General features: G+C 59.7%; 14 protein-coding genes and 1 tRNA gene. 6 read left to right on the top strand and 9 right to left on the bottom strand.

The window, feature by feature from the left end; all coding sequences use genetic code 11:
- Positions 1-15: 15 nt before the first annotated feature.
- Positions 16-921 carry a DNA-binding protein gene (locus V3B30_RS05120; protein ID WP_262082598.1) on the top strand — a complete coding sequence of 302 codons (906 nt, stop codon included), beginning with the start codon at positions 16-18 and terminating at the stop codon, positions 919-921.
- A gap of 228 nt (positions 922-1,149) precedes the next feature.
- Here V3B30_RS05120 and V3B30_RS05115 read toward each other — a convergent pair whose 3' ends face one another.
- The 7 genes from V3B30_RS05115 to V3B30_RS05085 form a co-directional block, all read right to left on the bottom strand.
- Positions 1,150-1,605: a hypothetical protein gene (locus V3B30_RS05115; RefSeq protein WP_262082599.1), complete on the bottom strand. Its 456-nt coding sequence runs from the start codon at positions 1,603-1,605 to the stop codon at positions 1,150-1,152.
- A 43-nt stretch (positions 1,606-1,648) separates the two neighbouring features.
- Positions 1,649-1,751 (bottom strand) — tRNA-Ile (locus V3B30_RS05110).
- 1,945 nt (positions 1,752-3,696) lie between these two features.
- Positions 3,697-4,743: an ATP-binding protein gene (locus V3B30_RS05105; protein WP_262082600.1), complete on the bottom strand. Its 1,047-nt coding sequence runs from the start codon at positions 4,741-4,743 to the stop codon at positions 3,697-3,699.
- Positions 4,740-6,389 (bottom strand): hypothetical protein, encoded by a 1,650-nt coding sequence (locus tag V3B30_RS05100; RefSeq protein WP_262082601.1) that lies wholly within the window; start codon positions 6,387-6,389, stop codon positions 4,740-4,742. Before V3B30_RS05100 ends, V3B30_RS05105 begins: the two co-directional genes overlap by 4 nt.
- Positions 6,390-6,625: 236 nt before the next feature.
- Positions 6,626-7,333, bottom strand: coding sequence for a hypothetical protein (locus tag V3B30_RS05095; protein WP_329809620.1), 708 nt, complete (start codon positions 7,331-7,333; stop codon positions 6,626-6,628).
- Positions 7,334-9,779: 2,446 nt separating this feature from the next.
- Entirely contained in the window at positions 9,780-11,744 is a 1,965-nt protein-coding gene (locus V3B30_RS05090; protein WP_107432010.1) for an AAA family ATPase, read from the bottom strand.
- Between the two features lie 96 nt (positions 11,745-11,840).
- Positions 11,841-12,917 (bottom strand): site-specific integrase, encoded by a 1,077-nt coding sequence (locus V3B30_RS05085; RefSeq protein WP_107432011.1) that lies wholly within the window; start codon positions 12,915-12,917, stop codon positions 11,841-11,843.
- A gap of 104 nt (positions 12,918-13,021) precedes the next feature.
- On the opposite strand from V3B30_RS05085, the gene V3B30_RS05080 reads away from it, so the two are divergent.
- Complete coding sequence (locus V3B30_RS05080; RefSeq protein WP_329809623.1) at positions 13,022-13,963, top strand: DNA-binding protein; 942 nt, start codon at positions 13,022-13,024, stop codon at positions 13,961-13,963.
- A gap of 221 nt (positions 13,964-14,184) precedes the next feature.
- Here V3B30_RS05080 and V3B30_RS05075 read toward each other — a convergent pair whose 3' ends face one another.
- Positions 14,185-14,430, bottom strand: a complete 246-nt coding sequence (locus V3B30_RS05075; protein ID WP_107379606.1) for a helix-turn-helix transcriptional regulator — start codon at positions 14,428-14,430, stop codon at positions 14,185-14,187.
- Between the two features lie 95 nt (positions 14,431-14,525).
- Between V3B30_RS05075 and V3B30_RS05070 the strand changes: the two genes are divergently transcribed.
- Both V3B30_RS05070 and V3B30_RS05065 read left to right on the top strand, forming a co-directional pair.
- Positions 14,526-14,666: a hypothetical protein gene (locus V3B30_RS05070; RefSeq protein WP_159054961.1), complete on the top strand. Its 141-nt coding sequence runs from the start codon at positions 14,526-14,528 to the stop codon at positions 14,664-14,666.
- 149 nt (positions 14,667-14,815) lie between these two features.
- A complete protein-coding gene (locus V3B30_RS05065) occupies positions 14,816-15,247 on the top strand; it encodes an NIF family HAD-type phosphatase (protein WP_107379604.1) in 432 nt (143 codons plus the stop codon).
- Positions 15,248-15,454: 207 nt separating this feature from the next.
- Here V3B30_RS05065 and V3B30_RS05060 read toward each other — a convergent pair whose 3' ends face one another.
- Positions 15,455-15,826, bottom strand: a complete 372-nt coding sequence (locus V3B30_RS05060) for a nuclear transport factor 2 family protein (protein WP_107379603.1) — start codon at positions 15,824-15,826, stop codon at positions 15,455-15,457.
- 443 nt (positions 15,827-16,269) lie between these two features.
- Between V3B30_RS05060 and paoA the strand changes: the two genes are divergently transcribed.
- Both paoA and V3B30_RS05050 read left to right on the top strand, forming a co-directional pair.
- Complete coding sequence (gene paoA / locus V3B30_RS05055) at positions 16,270-16,884, top strand: aldehyde dehydrogenase iron-sulfur subunit PaoA (RefSeq protein WP_234368037.1); 615 nt, start codon at positions 16,270-16,272, stop codon at positions 16,882-16,884.
- Positions 16,881-17,828 carry a xanthine dehydrogenase family protein subunit M gene (locus V3B30_RS05050; RefSeq protein ID WP_107379601.1) on the top strand — a complete coding sequence of 316 codons (948 nt, stop codon included), beginning with the start codon at positions 16,881-16,883 and terminating at the stop codon, positions 17,826-17,828. The genes paoA and V3B30_RS05050 overlap by 4 nt, the downstream gene beginning before the upstream one ends.
- Positions 17,829-17,830 lie beyond the last annotated feature (2 nt).

The following is a 17,830-nucleotide window of genomic DNA, read 5'->3' as shown; positions in this document are numbered from 1 at the left end:
TACAGGAGACTTCGCATGGCCCGCGGCATCACCGAAACTGACGTCCATACCGCCGCCGACGAGTTGGTCGCCAAGGGCGAACGCCCAACCGTAGAGCGTATCCGGGCTCACCTGGGAACAGGCTCACCGAACACGGTGACCCGCTGGCTGGAGACATGGTGGAACCGACTTGGCACGCGCCTGCAGCCAGCGCGTCCGGACCTGGAAGATGCGCCAGCGGTGTTGGCAGAACTTGCCGGGCAATGGTGGGAGTTGGCGCTGAAGCATGCCCAGGAGGCCGCCCGTCAAGAGCTTGCATCGTCCGAGCAGGCCCTGGCTGCCGAGCGTGATGCGCTGGCGGCTAGTTCCCGACTTGCGGCTGAAGAGCTGGCGCAAATGCGGGAAGAGCGTGACGTTGCAATCACCGGGGAGAGAATTGCAACGGCCCAAGCTTCAGAGCTACAGCACCTGGTCGACCAGCTTCAGCTGCAGATCTCTGAACTTGCAGAGCAGCGCGATCTCGAGCGTCGAAGAGCCGACCGAACCGAGACAGCGAGACAGCAACTCGATGTCCGGCTTCATGACGCCCTGGAGACGGCGAAATCTGAGCGGGAAGACTGGACCGAGTACGTCAGATCTGTCGAGAATCGGGCGCTAAACGATGTTGATCGAGCACGCCAGGAGGTGAAGGAACTCCAGACGCAGCTAAGCAAGACATCCGAAGAACACAGGGCCCTTGAGAAGCAGCTGCGTCAGGATATCCAGGCCGCCCAATCGGCGGCAGCAGCCGCCAGCCGGTCTGCGGATATCCTGCGCGGGAAGTGTGACGCTCTCGAGGGACAACTTTCAGCGCTTCAAAACTTGCCGGCTCAGCTTGAAGTGGCACTAAAGCGGTCCAAAAGGGTTCCTTCGCCTACGACTCGGAAGCGCCCCAAGCAATAGGGCGCACGCTGCGACCCCAAAGGCTGGTAGAGGTACCAGCTCTAAGGATTTCACGTCAATGCAGGGCGTCTTTTCAGTAGCTCGAGCGAATCCAGGGCATCTTGTCCGAGGGCTCTCAGATCTACGGGCGAACTTCCCCGGCAAGGCGGGCAAGTCTCTTCGGCTACTAGGGTGGCTTGTCCGCGGTAATCAGGAGTCACTCACGCTCAGGCACCGAATAGATAGAGGTTATTCTTCCTCATTGAATTCGATGAGCGCCGCACGCAAGACCGCGGCAGGATCGGTCCTGAGAACCTCCTCAGGGGTCGCGCCGTCCAGTAAAGCGTTGCAACTCATAAACCACTCCACCTCACCCCAGCCGGTCGTGCGACCCTGATCGTCCGGCGTAAACGGCCCTTTTTCTCGCAAGACCGTCAGAATGTCGTACAACTGACTGACGGGCTGGCCATCTTCCCCAAGCTGCCATGCGGGGTAGCGGTAATGGGACGACGGCGGATCCATGTATGCTGCGAGAAGCCGCCACTGCCGGCGGAGCTTCGTTGCTACTGTCGGCAGCGAGTTCTTATGTGCAGGATCGACGATCCTAGATACTTCCGCGGCCGTCAACCAGTGCTCCGCCAACCTCGCGCGCTTGCGGGCAGCGGCGACCAAGATTGGGTGGAGGCTTTCGGAACGGGAACTCACCATCTTGCACCTGCGCTCTAGGACAAGAAGTCCTGCTTGGTGGTGGTGCCCCTGGTCGGAATCGAACCGACGTGTACGCGCTTATCTGGCGCGTGCTCTCACCGGGGTATAAGGCCGGCGCTCTGACCAACATGAGCAACAGGGGCGTGATCGATCTAAGCGATCACGCCGGTATTCGAGGGTCGAGCGAGGCCAGGCAGGTCATAGGACAAGCATACCGGGATCGACACCAGGCTGCCATCAAAGGTGGTTGGTCGTTTGCAGCGCGCAGACACGCGAACGCCGGTGTGCCATAAAGCGAGCGAGTACCTCCGCCTTCCATTTCGGGGCAGCCTTTAGTCAGTTCGTGGTTCCAGAGGGCATCTTTTCGGTCGCCCGTCGGGTCAGGGGCGATTGTTGGTCAGAAAAAGGGCGTCTGTTGGCTTGAGGGAGGGCACTTCTTTGTCGTCATACATGTTCGTCGCATAGTAGTCTGCAGCGTGCATCTTATTGATCTACAAGGTGCGACCCCTCAGTTCCAAGGGCAGATCTGCGTCGGGCATTGCAGAAGATTGTGATTCAAGAATGTTCATTGCAGAACATTCTGATGCGCCAGATATCATTGTAGAAGTTATTGATGCTCCGAGGAGCATCGCGGAAGAAAGTGACTTCCGACTGACCATTGCAGAACATTTCAGCGAGCTGCTACGCCTTTAGGGCCACCAGATGGGTTCACCACTCCCGGCGCGATCTAGTGAGGCACATGTTATGCCAGTACGCATGGCAAGTCTCCCGGCCCTTGCTCAGGCCGGGCGGCGCTAGAGCGCTCACTTTGAGGTCGCTTTCGGCATCCACAGAAGCTTTACGTCGCTGCAGCGCAGCCGGCTTCGTGTCAGCGCAATAGGTTGCAGCGGCGGGGGTGGCCTCTTGCATGCGGAGTATTCAACCTCGCTTAAGGCCTGAAATGCGGCCCGTGCATAGGCCCTGAATAGGATGCGGCTAAACGCGCGATAGTAAGTCGCCAGTCGTGAACCCTCACCGGTGCGCATGGAAATTGCTTCGGCTATCTCCCGCAATGTCGCTTGAGCGGATCGTGATAGCACCCTCCCGTCTAAGAAGAGCCTTCCATGGACAGCATACGCAACCAGGAGGACGACGTGGGCCCTTGGGAATCGGCGCGGCGAATCATCAGTGGTCGACATGCCTAGCAGACGCCTTTCACGTTCAGAGAAGTCACCCGCAGGGAATTTTGAGGCAATGGAGAATGTGATCCTCTCAAGGGCATTGCCCATTTCCCGAGGGAGTTCTAGAAAAAACTCCGCTGCATCCGCGATAGCTGGTGCCAAACCCGCTAGAGCTTCTGATGACAAGGACTGCTCTGGCGTGCATGGGTGCTTTACCACCGACGAGCGAACGAGTGGGCCTGAACTTCCCCTAGTTCCTCCATGCCAAGCAGCTCCTCGTGGAACGAACAACCCAGAGGCCGCTTCAGTCACGCGGGAGTCTCCCTCGCAGCCAAAGAGGTCCCGACGCGAGCGACTTTCATCAGCCCACGTAAGGTATCGCCGCACATGGAATTCCCGCGCTCCTTCTTTCCCCTCAGGATCGGAGAGGAGTATGGATGGCTGAACATGGTCGCGTCCGCAAGAGCAGATGAAAGGCGCAGCGTCAGATTGAAATGATTTCCAGAGGGACGCTCCGCAAGACACGCACTGAGCGACCGTACGCACCCGGTGCCAAGGGCACTGATTGACCCAAGGTAGCTGGAATAGCATAGAGTGATAGCTGCTCTTGAGACACTCCGGGCAGGCCGTTAGATAGGGCCTCCATTGAGCAGCCGCACCATTGAGCGCTTGCCACTTCCGTGGGTCCCACAATGGCGCCAACGCATTGGCCGCCGGCACCTTGTCGACGATCGCGGCCTGTGCTCTGTGTGAATGACAGAGGTGTCTGCACCAATCATCCGAGTACCTTGGCCTAATCCCTAGCAAGCCCAAACTGTCATGGCAGTCTAAGCAGTTGAGCCTGAGAGTCTGAGCCACAAATCCTAAAGGTGAGATGCCCAGCAGCCGGTCAGGCGAATGGTGAAGAATCGCATCGAACGAACGTCCGTCAGGCATCGCCATACTCCATGCCCCCCTCAGGGGCAGCCAGATTTCCCCGATCAGGGGTGAAGTTCAGCTCCGCACAGGCACTGTCGTACTCAACGAGGTCGGAGTACCCGATGGCCATCTTGAGATCCCTGTCTGTCATCTCAGTAAAGCCCGGCCTGGTGATGATCCGTCTTGCAATGTAGTGAGCCATAACGCTCACTGCTTGCAGCGGCCACTCATCGAACTCCTTCCGGCCGGCTGCGGCTCTCTGCTGTACCCCGCAATCCCACAGTCTTTGGCTGCATTTGGCAATCCTGAACGCGCCATCGTAGAGGTGTGGTGCCAGACTCCTGGGTAACGTTGCGCCGGCCCCAGGGGCCATCTCAGCGTCGTCTTCAAACCGCTCAAGAAAGACGCCGAGGTCTTTCGCCGAGCGAATACCATGGAATTGATGAAACTGCGTGAAGAAGCGCCCTCTGATCTGAGGCGGGGCATGGAGCTTGTTGATCGCCTCTTGCTTGTCCGAGGTATGGTTATCCTGGAACAGAAAAATTACGAAGATCGTTTTCCCACGCTTCTCCAATTCGTTATCAAGTGTTGCGAAATGCTGCAGCGCTGCTGTTTCAATCAAATTGGCATCATCGATGACCAAGAGCAGTCGATCCACGTTGGCGTTGTTCAATATCATCTCGATGGTATTGATGACACGATCAATTCTGTTCTGGGCCGACTGTCTCGCGATAGGTCGCTGTCCCAGCTGGGCTATCGTCCAATCCATAAATGCAGACTCGGTGATGCCAATCGCGCGAACAATTGCAGACACGGCCACGCAACTGAATGGACACCAATCTAGGTTTTTGCAGATGTACTGGGAAAGAAATGTCTTGCCAAAGCGAGTTTGTGAATGCAACCCAATGCCGCGGTATCCCTTCTCAATCGCAAGGACGATCTTGGTCAGGGCCTCTTCCATCGCGACGGTTTCAATAATGGGCTCCCCCCTTTCAGAAAAAACTGTTTTGAATGTTCCCAGGCCCGGATCGAGATTCACTTCGTGATTGACATTCATTGCTTATGCCCCCTCCTACCAAGCTTCACCCTTCCCGAAAGGGGAATCACCAGTTCCGCGATGTTGGCTGCTTGAGGCGTGCCTTGAAGTGGACTGTTGGCGATCGTTTTCGGGGGTGCCTCAGGAGACTCGGCCGCGTCGAAGCTGTTCTTGTGCTGCACCTGAATCGAAGCCGCCTCTTTGCTGTCACGGAAGCGTGCCCGCAGGTGGTCCTTATAGGCTAGAACTGCATCCTCGACGCCCAATAGATCAATGTCACCTCGAGCGACCCGCCTGTGGATTAGGCTGCGCAAGGCGAGGCTGTGCTGCGTCCTTGCCCATGGACGGAGTGCGCGAAGCACGACGAACAGCTCTCCTTCCTCGGTGTAGAGGTACATTGTCCGGCCGTCAGTGATGTCGACTTCAGCAGAGTAGTCAGTGCTCACCAGGTCCCATCTATTATTCAGTGCGACTGACCGATATCGTGCGTGTTTGAACTGAACATAGGGCTGCCGGCGATCTTTCTTGCTCCCCTTGATCCGGGCTCGAGTGCTCATGAGCGACATGGCAACTGCGCGCTCCTCGTTGTTTCGTGTCGCGAAAAGCCAGCCGCCGGATGCTGCGTAGTTCCGGAGGACCTCATAAGGGTCGCGCCCTTGGTGAGACCCGTGGCTTTCGACGTTCGACGCGGCAATAATCACATCCATGAGATCCTCCAGTGCATCCCTCTGCAGAGGGTAGTCATCCGGATCGCTGCCATTGGTAAGGCTCTTCTCTGCTTCCTTGCCCCGGGGGCGAAACGCACCAGGCAGTAGGCGGATTGCAGTCTCTTCCTTGCGCTTGTTCCACGCCTCAAGAAGGCCGCGCGTTTCCGGAACTCCACTTGTGCCGTAGTGGATGACTCCTCTTAATTCCGATGTCATGCGCTGACGGTTGACACCAAGGCGGTGAGCCATAGCATTGTCTAAGCTCGTGATTGCTCCGGTTGCTACAAAGCCGAGGGCAGGTGCAGTGCCGATTCCGCTACCAGGGACGTACCTCATGCGTGGGCAGACCAGCTCCTTGGGCTCCCATTTCCGAAGTGTGTTTGCGCAAGTGGTGTTGAAGTCGGCGCCGTTGTAGTTCGTTGCGAATGCCAGTGTCCAACTGCAGCACATGCGGAGTAGCGCAAAGCACCCAGCGATAAGCCAAACGCAGTCGATCTTCTGCATGAACGGATTGCCATCGGCATCATGGCCCTCCACGGAGAAGGAGACGTCTAGTTTGTGACCATCGTATTGGACCCAATCGCCGTATTGGAGAGCAAAGACCTCCTGCAACTGGCCGGCGCTGACAGCGTCTTCCACTTCAAAGTCTTCGTCGACGAAAGGTGTGCCGCGGCGAGAATCCTTGATGAACTCCACGATGCTACGTCGGGCACAAGTTGTGTCGTTTGCAGGGTAGCGATCACCTGGAACCCTCTTGCGAATGAGGGACTTAATCTTCTTGAAGAAGTTCTCGAAAGTGCTGCTGGGAATGTTCCGTTTTGGCAGCTGCCCTGAGTAGGCTGTCAGTCGCTCTTCAAGCTCGGGGAGCAGTTTCAGCACCTTCTTGAAGGCTCCGGGGCCTGCCAACTTGGGAAAGTCTGCGGGTGAGGTGACGATGTTGTTTCGAACTTTGTGCGGCAAGCACGCACGCCAACCCCAAGGCCTACCGTCGGGGGCAATCTGCAACGCGTTTCTGATTGTGGATCCTAACGTGCCAGGATTGACCCCATGACGCCTAGCTGCGCATGCGATAGAAGCGCCTGCGGCTACGGCCTGAAGGGCTTCGCATCGGGCCGTGTAGCTTCGATAGGCTTTCGGCGACAGCTGAGATGGAGCAATCAGATCCCATGATGAGATTTGCTTCAGAGTGAGCATGCTCATACGTCTGCGACCTCTAGGCGCACCTGTGTTCTCGTGGTGAGGCGCTCACTGAAATTGATGCTGAGTACGCCCCTATGGATTAGCAGGCATGTAACACACCGAACGTCCCGCCAGTCGAACGTACCCTTCAGACTGGTCTCAATGCCGTAGAACGAACTCAAGGGGTTGGCATTCATGTGAAGGCAAACAGCGTCAATGAACACATCCACGGCCTTGAGGTCGGCCGCAGACTGGACATACGGTAGAAGTTCAAGGCGTGTCGCATTGGCGACCCGAGCCGTGAGCAGTGACTGCGGCTTACGGATGGTCAGGGCGATTCCAGCGACTTTCGCTGCTTCCATGAGCTTGGCGCAAGCCGCGTTTTCCGCGCGTTCTGCGTAGGTGGTGGGCTTAGTCTGCCGTCGGAACGCGATGAAGCTCTCCGCGCCATCCGTCTTGGCCAGCCAGAAGCAAAGCTCGATCTCCCGGCCTTCGATGGCGAGAGTGCGAGGACGCTCCACGTAGCTCGCCACCGACAAGTCAAACTCTAGCTCCAAGGCCAAGGCCAGTCGGCAGGGCTCGACAACGGCGATGGTCCGGCCACCGTTCTTCGGCGAGAGGAAGTGATAGGCATCAAGCCTGATCTGCTCCCTGGGCGAGAGGCTCCTCGGTGAATAGGGGAGGTGAGACGGGGCCTGCGTGGCGTCAGAACGGGGGCTAGTCATGACGCACCCGATCTAGCCGGCAATCAGGTTCTGCAGACCCAGGTGCACCCTTATGAGATGCTTCCGATTTCGTAGACATTCTCCTACTCCAGTCAGCTCTTTCCCGCACCCGAACTTTCTGAAAGAAAGGGGTGGACGAAGGGGCGAAATGGGAGTAGTTTCGGGCTTGGAATGCATGCCCTAGAGCTACTCCACGCCCGGTTGCCGCCGGGCGTTTTCATTTCTGGCGTCTGCCGCTACAACATGCTCTTGGGGCGCCCGTGTTAGGTTGGCGCATTGACCTGTTTCGATCATGGCTGCGGCGGGCCATGGATCGCAGACGTGCTCTCAAGGAGCCTTAGGTTGGTACTGCCTGGTCAGGAGCCAGGAACTGAGAGGCGAGCCAGTGGGCCACATCCCGTGACAGTGCGAATTTACCGCGCCGCCTCTCTAAGCTGAATACGTGGACTGGAACAGTTCCTCGGGCCTGCGCCTGGCGCAGGCCGTCCAAGGACATGTAACCGAGGGCGCGCCAAAGCTCGTCTTGACCGAGTAGTGGGCCATAGCGATAAAGCAAGTCCCGGGCCAGGATCTCTTCCAGATCCTCTTTGGAAAACGACCGGCTAGCTGATAGCGCGCCACTCACTGACCACCTCCACGCAGGTTCGTCTAGACAACGGTAGACCACCTTTGACTGGAGGGGTTAGAGTAAAGTTGAGCGCGAACTTTACTCTGGTACTACTGGGCCACTCATTGGAGACGCCCTGATGTCCGATAAGGGTTACGCAACATATGACCTCAAGCGCGCGGCCGTGATTCTTAGCCGTGTGGAGGCTGGGGACCCTGTTCGCTTTGCAGACAGGCAAATATGTGTGCTTGAGACCGGAGCTTGGTTTGAAGCCGTTCGACTGAGCGTGGGCACGAACGAAAGCGGATGCCCGCTTACCGCTTACGCTGTAGGGAAGTGCTTGGAACCCACGACTTACATTCCAGGGAAGGACGGCTATACAACGAACAAATGGTCGCGATATGCCGCCGGCTTACATCGACCAACTGTCCGTACACTCAATCAGCTTGATCCGCTGACTCCTGGCGCGAGAGACTGGATTGACGCACCTTACTGGCGATTGCTCAACTGCTCCCGCCCCCTACATGCAGATGACGATGCACTGAGGCAGCTAGCACCCGCTGTTTTCGATGCGTTGTTTAACCGGGCCGCGAGCGGTCGGGGGTTCCTTAAGGCCAAGGCACTCCAAGACCTTTGCCTTGATGAACTAGCTGCCTGCGTCGACGGCATTGAAGCGCTCTGCGCAGCAGTCTGGGTGCTACGCGACGCTCGCGAAAACGGCGATCAGCAGACGTGTCTAGAGGTCGGTGCCCACCTTCACGGAATCCTACTCATGACGGTTTCGTCTGGCGTTCCATTCCTCATGCGATCCTCCCTCATCGCATTCTTTCATAGGCACGTATTTCCCTTGGCGAGTTCAGCTGACGTGATCATCAACCCAACTCTGATGGACATGCTGGCCACCGCAGATGATTTCCTGGTCCATCGGACGCGGCTGGAAGACGAGGGGGAGGTTGGAGATCAGCAGCCTGGGGACACCTCAGGATTGCGAATGATGCTGGACGGCTCCCTGGGCGATGACCTCCTCCACGGGCTCTCTCCCGGGTACAAGCTCAGACCGGATGCCACATCAGTAGAAGCGGCAAGGTTCGTTGCCACCCGCACAGCACTAAAGGCGTGGGGCAAGGAGATCCTCGACGGTCGTAGTCGACAGCGGATTGTCCCCAAGACGGTTTGGCATCGGGTACGCGGCTTGGCGATTGAATCGTTAGCCGGACCCACTGATGTGAGGGTCTTGCAGACCTAAGGGCTGGAGCAACGCCGGGATCCGCACAGGGTTGGTCAACTGACGCTGTGAGAAATTGCCCCGCAGAGGGGAGTAGTTCCTCCGTTCATCAGGAGTGAGGGGGCATGAGGCGTAAGAACGTTTCGGATGAGCAGCACCTTGCTCGCGCTGTCTGTCGCGATAGCACGACGTTATCGGGCTAAGCGGATGGGTAGGAGGCGGCTTGCTGGCTGGTCACGCTTCCGGTAGCGGCTAGCTCAACTGGCAATAGTCAGAAATTACCCCCCCCCTCAACTGCGGAGGTGTGGAGATGGCCTTTGGGCGGTCTCTTGTCAGTTCCGGTGCACCTACTGTCTCGAGAGCATGTCAGAGGTCGCGAAGCGTGGCCCTTGAGCTGGGGCGAACGCCTACCGCATTAACGGATCAGACTGGACTTGGCGCGTCTGAATCGCGCTTTGCGCACTAGGAATCGCATGACCAGAATGGCAGGGAAGGTGCGCACTTGTAGCGCACGATTTCCTGCCACGGGAGCGGGCCCGCCGATGCCCGCGCTCTGTTGGGTGCGCATAGGCAGAGGAAGCTGCTGCCAGCGCGGAGCTCTGCCGGGGGTTCATCTACGTACTGCCCCCTAGCGCCGAATTGATCTCAACGAAAGCCTTCTCAAAGCGGTCCAGCGTTTCGTTGATGGCCATAGTTTCCTCGGCCAGCACGTGCTGATTCTGGATGAGCCAATTGGCAGGGGTGAAATGATCCAGGGGCGGAACGGAAGCCCCCATGACGTTAAACAGTGCTTCGGCCTGTTTGACTTGGCGCGTCAGTGCACCGTTTTGGCTGAATTGCCGGGCGGAAATTTGCCCTTTTCCCTTCAGGCCGTAGGCACCGTTGAGGATGTCGGCGAAGACGGCAGGTGCGAAGAAGTCCTCGATGTCGCTCTCCGACTTTCCGGTGAAATCCGTGGCCACCAAGACGCCGGAAGCCTTCATGATCTGAGACTCCCTCAGCCGCTGGACTTTGCCTTTGTCGCCATTGCCGTAGTCACACAAGGCGACCATGTGGATGCCCTTGCCAGAGAAGAGCGAGGCGAATGATTGCACTTTGTCTATACCGCCTGTCGGGCAGATCACCCACCGGCCGTCCAAGCCTTGGCGCTTGCGCTGCTTGAGCGCGTGCGATGCCGCCTGAAGATAGAGCACATCCGAAGGACCTTCGACCAACAGGGTATGCGCTCCCACAAACAGGCTTTGGGTAACCTCGTAACCGAGATGGGCCTGGAGGGGGAACAGCGTGTCCTGATCGACGCTCAGGACGTCTGCGGAGACCTGTGTGCCCTTCACGGTGGGGCGGCGACGCTGATCGTAGGTGACAACGTCCTCGACGACGCGAACGTCCGCAAGACGATCGGCCGGCACCATAAAGGGCGAGTGGGTGCTGTAGATGACCTGGTGGTCGGGGAGCAAACGTTCGATGATGTAGCGGAGCAGATCAGCTTGCGCCTTTCCATGTAGCGTCAATCCAGGCTCATCCAGAAGGATGATCGCGCCGGGGTTCTTCTTTCGCATTTGCTTGAACTGCGACAGGAAAGAGAAGAACCAGACGAATCCGGCGCTGCGCTCAGACAGGGGCACCGAAACCTTGTGATTGTCATTTCGAATGCGAATTTTGGCTACAGTCCCGGCATTGAAGGGCGCGGGATCTTCGGAGAGGCCTTGGGCGAGCGTTATCTCTACACTAAGCGCGTCGTTCTGGCTCCAAAACTCAAAGATCTCATCGGTAATTTCATTGGAGGCGGCTTGGCAACGTGCGTTGAGCTCTTCCAGGCGTGTGCTGGACTGCAATTCGCTGACCGACGTCCCGGCGTACTCGAGGAAGTCGAGGAAAATCTGGTCACCCGGGGAGACCGTCACGCCGCTTTGGGTGTCACGAGACAGCTTGTCCAGCGATATCTCCCCGGACATGCGATCAAAGTGAGAGGTATAGAAGAACGCCGGCATCCTTTTCTGCAGGATATCGATGGCCGCCAGCGCTGGTTTTCCCTTGCGGAAGCCACCGATGGACCGTTTGACCGCCTGCAATTCGTCAGACAGCTCGGGGTGCCCATCTATCTCGGCTACGAGTCGGTCCAGCGATACCGTGGAAAACTTCTGCCGCTCTTCGCCTGCCACGCCGTGCTGGTCGAGCAGAAAAGCGCGCACCACGTTGGGATCGACTTGAATGCTCCAAGTGCTGTGGCCACTGTAATCTGTCGTTACGTCAACGGTCGCATTACTTAACGCGCCAGCACCCAGGACGTCTGCGACCGCCTTTTGGTCTTCTTGGCTGAGCTCCCAGGTTAGGGTGGCAACCGGTGCGGATTCGCCGTCGTGGCGCTCCTCATACCGCGTGAGGAAGCGGCGGGGGTAGTCGCGCACCGTGTCGTAAGCAAACTGGTCGGCGATGGGATGGGTGCCAAACATCGCCGTTAGAATTGCAGTCTTGCCCGCCTCGTTCTTGCCGACCAAGCAGGTCAGATCTCCGACATCAAACGTTCCGGAATCCTCTGAAGAACGGAAGTTTCGGATCCGTGCCTTGACTAGCTTCATGCTGCCCCCTGATCCCTGTCGTGGATGGTGCGCGTCTCGCGCAGGATAGGGCCGGAGCGGGGCACATTCAACGCGGACTGCTGGCTGGGCGGCGGCTCAGTCCTCATCTATCAGGCGCGCGGCGGGGTTGCTGCCGACGCCGCCCTGCTGGAAGTATCCGATCACGCTGGCCACGGAACGGTGATCGGTCATCGCCATCAGCGCCGGCAGGGCCACCCCACGCCGCGCACCTTCGGTAACAAAGCCCGAGCGCAGGCTGTGGCCGGCAAAGTCCCCGTCCAAACCGGCCAACCGCGCCCGGTCCTTAACAATGGCCGCGACTGCCTTGCCGCTGAGCGCGCCGCCCAGTGACCGCGGCCAGACGCGCCGGAACAGGGGACCGTCGGTAATCTGAGCAACGTCCAACCAGTCCCGCAGTGCGGCGGCTGCCTCGCCCAGGATGGGCTTGTCAGGACTGCTGCCGGCCACTGGCCCGGACTGCAGGGTTTTGCCGTGATCCAGGTGATAGGTATAGCCGCCTTCGGGCAGTCGAGTGAGGTGATTCACCATCGCCTCGGCGACTTCGCTGCGGCGGCGCCCGCCGCTAGCAAAGGCAAAGTAGAGCAGGGCGCGATCGCGCTTGCCCTTGAGGGATGTGTCGCAGGTGGCCGCCATTGCACGTAGATCTGCGGCCAGCAACGCGGTTTTCTTGGCGGGACGCTCGCCTCGCTTGTGAGAAGCCCGGCGCCCCTTGGATAGCAGGGTTCTGACGGCTCGATCCTCGCAAGGGTTGTCTTGGCGGGCCTGCTTGTGGGCCGTCGACAGGACCGCCACCCGGTGGACCAGACTGGAGAACGCCAGCGGCCCAGGCTTCTTCTTCAGGCCCGCATGCACCAAGGCGCTATCCAGGTCTGCAGGCAGATCCCAGCGAAGCCCCGCATCGCCTGAGCGCCCCATGTGATCCACGATGAACTGAACCACTGCCGCCGGGGGGACGGGTAGAGCAATGGGCCTGCCATACCGCCCTTCGAACCAGCCCGCCCAATAGCGCAGGGCGCCGGCGTAGCTGCGGATGGTGTTAGGCGCTTCGGCCTCCTGCAGGATGTCCCGCACAGCTTCTGCGGCGGAGGTGGCCAGCCGCTCCGGAACCAGTCCCGAAACCAGTTCCCTAGACGCAGAAATGATAGTATTCATATGTACTACGTATTGTTCACTATGATTTGGTTGAGCTACATCTGATAAATCTTCCTTATCAGACCTAGCCTACCAATTCCCACGGCTCCGCAGAAGGACACCCTATGGCCAAGGGCATCAGCGAACTGGATGTGCACCAGGCAGCGGACGACATCATCGCCGCCGGCGAACGTCCCACCGTCGAGCGAATCCGCGCCCACCTGGGCACCGGTTCGCCTAATACCGTCACCCGCTGGCTAGAAACCTGGTGGCAGACCGTAGGCTTGCGTCTGCGCCAACGCGCCATTGAGGCGGCGGTTCCGGGCATCCCAGAGCGGCTAGCGCACCTGAGCCATCGTTTGTGGCAGGCCGCACTGCAGGATGCCGGCGAGCTCGCTCAGACCCAGCTCGACTCGGCCCGACACGCACTGGATGAACGCGAGCGCCTGCTGGAGGGGGAGCGGGCGACCTTGGCGCTGGCGATTGAGGCCAGCCAGAAGCGCGAACGGGAGGCTCAGGTCCAGACTCAGTCCGCCGTCGCAACCGCGGAGCAATTGTCGGCACAGGTCTCCCAGCTGACTGCACAAGTGCAGGACCTGCTGCGCCAACGCGATGGGGCCTATGGACGGGCCGAGCGACTCGAGCAAGAACTGGATGCCGTACGCCGAAGTCTGGGCGAGGCCACGACCGCTCACGAAGGAGAGAGGAGGGCGCTCCAGGCGCACGTCATAGCAGTGGAGGATCGTGCCCACACGGAGGTTGACCGGCATCGTCAGGCATTGCGGTCAGCCGAGCAGGAGTGGGGGCGGGAGCGCATAGCCTTGACCACATCATTGCGGGAGAGCGAACAACAAGCCATTGTTACCGCCAACCGCGAGCAACAGGCATTGCGCCGCTTGGAAGGCGTGACTGCGCGGGCTGATGGCCTGGAGGCGCAGCTGACGTCACTGAAGGAAACCACCCGGCGTGTTACGGAGGCGCTCCGACTAAGGAGAGCGGACACGGCACCGACAAGCAAGCAAAGCAAGCAACGCCGCACCGCGCCAAAGAGAGAGAGCGCGCTATAAGGCATTGGATTCACTCAACTACATTAATACACCCATCCGATACTTGACGATTTCGCTCGGCAATCTGCCACTGCAGTTGCCGCACTTAAGGAGATCAAGGAACTGTTCCTAAGAAGGAAGAGATGAGAAAGCAGCGGGGTGCGAACTCGTATGGTTGTTTCCCGCAGTTCAGAGTTCGGCCGGCACCTGGTATGAGCCTACTGGTACGCCACGAAAGGGCTCTATTCTTTGATTCGCTTCTCAAAGTTAGTGATCAGCTTGCGCAGCGAAAGGCCTGTTAGGCGGGCGATATCTCTCAGCTCCACCACATCAACCCTGCGCTTGCCTGTCTCGACGTCACTGATGAACGACTGGCTGCGGCCCAGCATGCTCGACACTTGAGCCTGGGTTAGACCGGCAGCTAGCCGCGCTTCGCGAACAGCCTCAATTAGGGCAGCGTACTCTTTGCGATGGATGGACTTCGACACGGCCGCGCCTTGCTTGAGCGGCCTAAGAAGCTATATCCAGTTCTCCGATATCTAAAAACCCGATATCCTGCCTCCCTCATCAACAGGGGGAACGCATGAGCAAGCGTCAATACCGTTTCATCACCAAGGCCGGAACCAGGACAACTCTGATCCTGGCAGCCGCAGCACTGGTCGATAAGAAGCTGGTCACGAACGGGACAATGCGGGCAAAGCCTACCTGGGTGCCGATCACCTGAAGCGCATTGATTTCCTTGAGAGCCAGCTCAAGCAAGCGCGTGAGTACGAAGATATCTGACGCCACCAGCCCAGCCGAGGGTTCATGCGCTCTCGGCTGAAGCTGGCAGCGATGCTTATGCCGCCATCCATCTAACAGAGACCTCAATCAATGCGACCGACCATCCTCGCCATGGACTTAGAAGGAACGCTGATCTCCAACGCGGTAAGCCAGATTCCGCGCCCGGGCCTCTACGAATTTCTCGAGTCGGCAAAAACGCTCTTTGAGGCGCTGGTCATCTTCACCACAGTCCCAGAATCAAGATTCCGTGAAATCGCCGATCTCTTGACTCGCGAAGGAGCAGTCCCCGGATGGTTTGCCAACTTGCCATACATCGACTGGGCTGGGCAGACGAAGGATTTGTCAAACGTCTCCCCGGCCATCGGCTCTGCATGGCTATTGGACGATTACGCCCCCTACGTCCATCCGGGACAGGAGCACTACTGGATCCCAGTGCAACTCTTTTGTTCTCCCTACCTGGAGGATGATGCCGGATTAGACGATGCCATGGAGGCAATCCGCAGCCGACTGAACGAGTGCTAGGGACATCGTCCACAGCGTAGGAATCTCCAACGGAGTCAGATGCTGTGAGCATCGCCGCCCCCCCCCTCTATGCTGCGCTGGTGCGCGCGCTTCATTTCCGGCTACCTTTCGCGGCGAACGTGCGGACGCGATCCGCGCAGATCGCCAGCGAGGTGGGCCGAGCAGTCCGGCCGCGTCCAGGGGGCCGCGACCGAATGCCCACGCCGATCAGTGCGTGACCAAGCGGGTGAACGAGAGCGATCCCAGCGTCCAGGCACCGCCATTCTTGACGTACACCTCGGTCACCTGGAAAGGATTGCTGACTTCCTTCCCGTCGACGATCGAGTCCATGCGGATGCGGTTCAGCAGGATGGCCGTGTCGCCGATGAAGCGCACGGACGTCTCGAATATCTCCGCGTGCTTGTACTGGATGTACCCGCTCTTTATGACGTCCAGTTCCTGCGCCTTCGAGAACGTCGCGCCCATGTGGACGAACACCGCCTCGTCATGGAAGAGCTTCGACAACTCGTCGAGATTGCGCTGGGACATCCAGAGCCACTTCTGCCTGGAGAGGTCGATGATTTCCTGTTGATTGGCCATTGCTTGTGCTCCGGTGCGACTCGCGCCCTGTGCCGCCTGACGGCCTGCAGCTGGTGGGCGAAAAGCTGCGCAGCCTCACCGAAGAACTGAACACCTGGAGCGAGCTGACGGCCAGCGCCGACTACCGATAAGCCAGGGGCCAGCCCATAGCTGCGCTGCAGGGATTCAGTTTGCGAATGCTGGATTGGCGTCATTTATGAGTTCAGCTCAATAGAGCTTGCAGGCTGAGGTAGTTACTGTGAGCCAGAACCCAGCCTAGTATCAGAAAGACGTATTGGAACCGCATCATCAGCGGTAGAGGTCCAGCGCAGCCAATTCTTAAATTTTCAAACTGGAGTCCTCGCATGAGCAACCAAAGCGATGATGCCGACCAAGGGCATCTGCGCACGGCAGCCAACCATTTGACCGAGTTTGCAGATGACGGAGGCTCCTTTGACCTGCGCCTGTCCCGGCGCGAACTGTTGAAGGCCGGCGCGGTGTCGGCCGCGGCCTTGGCAGCGCCCGTCGCCCTGGCGGCCACCGGGCCGGTTCCCATTCCACCGCCGCAGATGTCGCGCCTGTCCCTGAAGGTCAACGGGGCTACTCAGGAACTGGAGCTGAACACCCGCACCACCTTGCTCGACGCGCTGCGCAAGCACCTGCACCTCACCGGCACCAAGAAGGGGTGCGACCACGGCCAATGCGGAGCCTGTACGGTCATGGTCGATGGCCGGCGCCTCAATTCCTGTTTGACGCTTGCGGTCATGCACCAGCGGGCCGAGGTCACCACTATCGAAGGCCTCGGCACGCCGGACAAGCTGCATCCGATGCAGGCCGCGTTCGTCAAGCACGACGGCTATCAGTGCGGCTACTGCACGCCGGGCCAGATTTGCTCCTCCGTGGCAGTGCTCAAGGAGATCGAGCAAGGCATTCCCAGCCACGTCAGCGCCGACCTGGTCGCACAACCCCTGGTGACGGCAGAGGAACTGCGCGAACGGATGAGCGGCAACATCTGTCGCTGCGGGGCCTACGCCAACATCCTTGCCGCGATCACCGAAGTCGCCGGGAGCCGCGCATGAAGCCCTTCACCTATGAGCGCGTAAGCACCCCGGCCGAAGCCGCCGCCAGCGCCAGGCGCACACCCGACGCCCGGTTTATTGCCGGCGGCACCAATCTGCTCGATCTAATGGAGCTGGAGATCGAGACGCCGGCGCACCTGATCGACGTCAACGGCCTCGCGCTGGACAAGATCGAGCCCATGGCGGACGGCGGCCTGCGCATCGGCGCGCTGGTGCGCAACACAGATCTGGCCGCCGATGCGCGCATCCGCCGGGACTACGGCGTGCTCTCGCGGGCGTTGCTCGCCGGCGCCTCCGGCCAGCTGCGCAACCAGGCCACGACCGCCGGCAACCTGCTCCAGCGCACGCGCTGTCCCTACTTCTACGATACCAACCAGCCTTGCAACAAGCGAAACCCCGGCAGCGGCTGCGCGGCGGTCGGCGGTTTCAGCCGCCAGCATGCGGTCATCGGGGCCAGCGAGGCCTGCATCGCCACCCATCCCAGCGATATGGCGGTGGCGATGCGGCTGCTCGATGCCGTCGTGGAGACGATTCGCCCGGACGGCACCGAGCGCAAGGTGCCGATCGCGTTCTACCGCGCCCCGGGCGATACGCCGCATCGGGAAACCGTGCTGGCGCAGGGCGAGCTGATCACCGCGGTCACGCTTCCTCGCCCCCTGGGCGGCACGCACGTCTATCGCAAGGTGCGCGACCGCGCGTCCTATGCCTTCGCACTGGTGTCGGTGGCCGCCGTCGTGCAACGCGATGGCAGCGGCCGTGTGGCCCTGGGCGGGGTCGCCCACAAGCCCTGGCGGGTCGAGGCGGCGGAGGCCGAACTGCCGCGCGGCGCGCAGGCGGCGAGCGTGCGCCTGTTTGCCGGCGCCCGCCCGACCCACGAGAACGAGTTCAATTTGATCCTGGCGCAGCGCACGCTCGCCTCGGTGCTGACGCAGGCGAAGGGGTGAGC

The sequence above is a fragment of the Stenotrophomonas sp. SMYL41 genome (assembly GCF_036319965.1).
GTDB lineage: Bacteria > Pseudomonadota > Gammaproteobacteria > Xanthomonadales > Xanthomonadaceae > Stenotrophomonas > Stenotrophomonas maltophilia_R.
The sequence above is the reverse complement of the archived record's forward strand: the minus strand, read 5'-3'. Positions and strand labels throughout refer to the sequence as shown.